General features: G+C 63.9%; 6 protein-coding genes. All 6 read right to left on the bottom strand.

What is annotated here, in order from left to right; all coding sequences use genetic code 11:
- Positions 1-3: 3 nt before the first annotated feature.
- The gene (locus tag EOA86_RS39595; RefSeq protein WP_245497379.1) at positions 4-444 is read right to left on the bottom strand and encodes a DUF6499 domain-containing protein; all 441 of its coding nucleotides are present in this window, start codon (positions 442-444) and stop codon (positions 4-6) included.
- Between the two features lie 104 nt (positions 445-548).
- Complete coding sequence (locus tag EOA86_RS26685) at positions 549-812, bottom strand: DUF2285 domain-containing protein (protein WP_128344428.1); 264 nt, start codon at positions 810-812, stop codon at positions 549-551.
- A 157-nt stretch (positions 813-969) separates the two neighbouring features.
- Positions 970-1,230 (bottom strand): hypothetical protein, encoded by a 261-nt coding sequence (locus tag EOA86_RS26680; RefSeq protein ID WP_128344430.1) that lies wholly within the window; start codon positions 1,228-1,230, stop codon positions 970-972.
- A gap of 188 nt (positions 1,231-1,418) precedes the next feature.
- Complete coding sequence (locus EOA86_RS26675; protein ID WP_041011430.1) at positions 1,419-1,745, bottom strand: DUF736 domain-containing protein; 327 nt, start codon at positions 1,743-1,745, stop codon at positions 1,419-1,421.
- Positions 1,746-2,333: 588 nt separating this feature from the next.
- Complete coding sequence (locus tag EOA86_RS26670; protein WP_128344426.1) at positions 2,334-2,777, bottom strand: hypothetical protein; 444 nt, start codon at positions 2,775-2,777, stop codon at positions 2,334-2,336.
- 125 nt (positions 2,778-2,902) lie between these two features.
- Positions 2,903-3,631: DUF2493 domain-containing protein (locus EOA86_RS26665; RefSeq protein ID WP_164891999.1), on the bottom strand; the 729-nt coding region annotated here is incomplete at its 5' end.

Genomic DNA, 3,631 nt, shown 5'->3' with positions numbered 1-3,631 from the left:
CCGTCAAGAGGCACAAGCGCGGCGAGGGGCGTTCCGGCCGACGCGCCAGGGAGCCGGACCAGACGAATGGTCTGGCCGCCGACGGCGAGCAGCAAATGCTCGCCTTGGTCGTCGGACCGCGCGGCTGGATCGCGCAGTTCCGTAGAGAGGTTGCCGGCCGTCGGCAGCATGATGGGCGACTGCGTAAGCAGCACAGCGCTCGTGTCCGACTCTGCGGACCAGAACACGGGACCCTCGCCAGCATTCAGCGACGGCGGGACGAAAAAACTGCAAGCCCCATTTCTTGTGGAGTTCGGCTCGCAAGGATGGACTATCTGCTCGCGCATAGTCCTTCTGATAGTCGAGATTGCGCCTGAGCCATTCCCAGGCGAGGTCGGGAGAGTCGAGGTTGTCCAGGTAGTCGTAAGTCTCCGAGGACCGCCAGCGGGAGGTGTCGGGCGTCATCGTTGTTCCTCGTGCCGCAACGTGGGACGGCAAAGTTCCCAAAACTTGACAGTTTGAGAAGTGTTCAAGGAAGCACCACGAGATGCGCTAAGCGCATCGCCCGACTATTTGCGTCCTTCGCGGAGCAACTGACGATAGCCGTGTTCCGTCATCCAGCGTGCGCGGGCAAGATGACTGTCGTGAACACGACGGGCGCGCTCCGGCTCGGCATCCGGATCGATCCCGAAAATCACGGCCACCGCTTCCCGCCAGTCGGCACCATCGGTCGCGGCGTCGAGCACGCGCATATAGATCTTCATGTGCGCACGGTCATAGTCTGTGAGCGCCGCGTTTTGCGGCGGTTCGTCAAGGAATTCGCGCTGTGTCATCGACGCCCCCAAGCGGAAGATCCATACCTTCGATTGGGCGTTCTGGGAACGATGTACCTTGTTGGCTGCCTCGATGCCAGTGTGATGACAACTATGCGGGAGGGCAGTATCCCCGCGATGCGGGTCGGCGCGATCGCGACTACTTGCTGGCGAGTATTCACGGGCGCTTCTTGCCGTCTTCCGCGATCGCGTTGCGCATGACCATCACGCCTTCTCCCTTGTCGGTGGTCATGAGCACTATGCCATTCGCCTCGAGGGCGCGTCGCACTTGGTCGCGTGTCGTCTCATACACGCGCAGTCCGCTCTCGGATTCGAGGCGTTTCAGTGCGGTCAGCGATACTCGGGCCTTGTCGGCAAGCGTCTCCTGATTCCAGCCAAGCAACGCCCGGGCAGCCCGCGATTGACGAGCGGTGATCATGAACGCGATCACCGCCACAAGTCGCGAGGCGCGAGCCAGAACTACGACTATAATAGTCGCACTTTGTCGAAAAGCCACCCATTATCGTTGGTGTTTCCCTGGTTTGGCGGTGCCATCGAGGGCAGCGATTCGCTTTGCGCAATGATGACCCCGCCCGGATTGACCGGGCGGGGCATTTGGCCTTGTCCTCAGTCGCCATTGCGGCGGTTCGGGCGCGACCAGATGAGGCTGTAGCCTTCGCCGTCCTCGTCCTCGACCAGGTTGGCGTAGATGGGGGCGGTGAAGCTCGGGTCATCGAGCTTGAAGCCCAGGTAGGGGCGGCCCTCGTTGGACTGCTTGCTCCAGGCGGCGCCGATCTCGGCTCGGCCGACGAAGACCCGGTGGCTGGGGGCGTTCTCGCCGCTGGCGCGGGTGTCGGGGGTGACGCGGACGTTCTTGGCCTGGACAGAGAGGGTGACGATCTCGCCGGTGAACTCGTTGTTGGCGGACTTCTTGAAGGTGCCGATGGTGGCCATGGTAGTTCTCCTTGGTTTCTGGCTCGAGCCCGCACCATTGCGGCCTCGATGGCGATCGTCCGGCCGAAGGCGATCGACGCCGCACCTCCCTTGAGGCCGGAGCGTAGCGGAGGATGGCAGCGGGGAGACTTTCTTGTTTCGCGAGGAATGCCGGCATGAGCCGGCAGGGGAAGAAAGTCGACCGGCGCCATTGCGGCACAGGCGATCGAGGCGAAGCCGGCCTTCGGACAGATCAAGCCAGGAGAGAGGCCGTATTGGAGTGGTCTTGAGCCGCAGGGAACAGCGGAGAACGCGGCCAGCTCGTATCGCATGCAAAGCCCGCTGACGGGCACCAGGGGTAGCCGCGCCGGCCAGTTCGAGACCTGTCAGCGCGCCCCCTCGACCCCACTAGAGGCAAGCAGCCTACTCCCGCATCCTAACTCGCCCGACCTGCAGCGATCGGTGCTGGAGCGGCCCACGCCAAACGCGCGCACCCCTGACTTCCGGCCCGCTCAAGGCCCGCATCTCCGCCAGTTCTTCGCTAGCTGCGCGCGAGAACACGGACGCGCGGAACGCCGTCCTTCCAGTCCGCTCTTTCGACGACGCAGGTTACGAGACCCGCGCAGCACCCTGGTGGGCTGGTCCGGGCGGGGCCATCATGGTCAGTCGCAAGAACGCGACGATGCCGACGGCGATGGCGCCAATCGTGGCAAAGACTACCTGCCAACGCTCGGATGGCATGGTCAGCTTCATGATGCCGAATGTGGCATGGTAGCCGGCAATGACAGAGGGCCCCACAAAGACGAGCAGGACAAGCAGCTTCAGCCAAACCGGCCGTAGGAAGCGGAGCAGGAGTTGGAAGAGGCCGAAGGTCACGGCCGCGGCCACTGCACCGACGAGGACGCCGCCGAGAACTCCGGCCCCTGTGCCGTAGGCCCAAAAGCCCAGAGTGACGCCGGCAAAGAGCGGCAGTGCGAACACCGCAAGCGTGAAGAGCAACCAGCACAGAGCGACGATGGCCGCGAGCGATGCGAGAATGGCTAGGATGATCATGGTGGTGGTCTCCGTGGACAATGTCGAACGGTTGCGCCTCCACCACCACCGCGGCGCATGGTCGAGTATAGCGCGGCAAGTGTGATGCGCAAATCACGCTCGCCGCGCGTGATGCTAGAGGCGGCTCAAGCGCCGCCTCGGGCGCGGAAGTCGTAGGCATTGATGCCGAGCTTCTTCGCCTTGTCGGCGAAATTGTCCTGGATGCCCGTGCCGGGGAAGACGATGACGCCGATCGGCAGGAGATCCAGCACGGCGTCGTTGCGCTTGAACGGTGCGGCGCGGCCATGCTTTTCCCAATCGGGAGCAAAGCCGATCTGCGGAACTTTGCGATTGTCGGCCCACTTTGCGGCGATCATCTCGGCGCCCTTGGGCGACTTGCCGTGAATGAGCACCATGTCGGGATGCTTGGCGTGGACCTTGTCGAGCACGTCCCAGATCAGGTGGTGGTCGTTGAAGTCGAGGCCTCCGGTGAGGGCGATTTTCGGGCCGGCGGGCAGCATCACCTCGGTGTCGGCCTTGCGCCTGGCGGCCAGGAAGTCTCGGCTGTCGATCATCGCTGCGGTGAGATGACGGTGGTTGGCCATCGACCCCGTGCGCGGGCGCCAGGCTGAGCCGGTATGCTGCTCGTAGTGCTCGGAGGCCTGGTCACGCATCAGCTCGAAGGCGTCGCGCCGCTCGAGTACGGTCTGGCCCTGCGCGGTGAGGTTTTCGAGCTCGACCGCCTTGATCTCGGTGCCGTCCTGCTCGCGCTGCAGGCGGCGCTGGGCTTGCTCGTTGTCGTCAAGCTGCCGCTCGATCCGTAGCACGGCGCGGTGAAAGACATTGGTGACGGACCAGAGCAGGTCGTCGAGGTC

Source organism: Mesorhizobium sp. M5C.F.Ca.IN.020.32.2.1, assembly GCF_004023105.1.
Taxonomy (GTDB): Bacteria; Pseudomonadota; Alphaproteobacteria; order Rhizobiales; family Rhizobiaceae; genus Mesorhizobium; species Mesorhizobium wenxiniae.
The sequence above is the reverse complement of the archived record's forward strand: the minus strand, read 5'-3'. Positions and strand labels throughout refer to the sequence as shown.

Coding starts and splice junctions, on each gene's coding strand:
- EOA86_RS26670 (WP_128344426.1), bottom strand. CDS start 2,777: ATGATCATCCTAGCCATTCTCGCATCGCTCGCGGCCATCGTCGCTCTG.
- EOA86_RS39595 (WP_245497379.1), bottom strand. CDS start 444: ATGACGCCCGACACCTCCCGCTGGCGGTCCTCGGAGACTTACGACTAC.
- EOA86_RS26685 (WP_128344428.1), bottom strand. CDS start 812: ATGACACAGCGCGAATTCCTTGACGAACCGCCGCAAAACGCGGCGCTC.
- EOA86_RS26680 (WP_128344430.1), bottom strand. CDS start 1,230: ATGATCACCGCTCGTCAATCGCGGGCTGCCCGGGCGTTGCTTGGCTGG.
- EOA86_RS26675 (WP_041011430.1), bottom strand. CDS start 1,745: ATGGCCACCATCGGCACCTTCAAGAAGTCCGCCAACAACGAGTTCACC.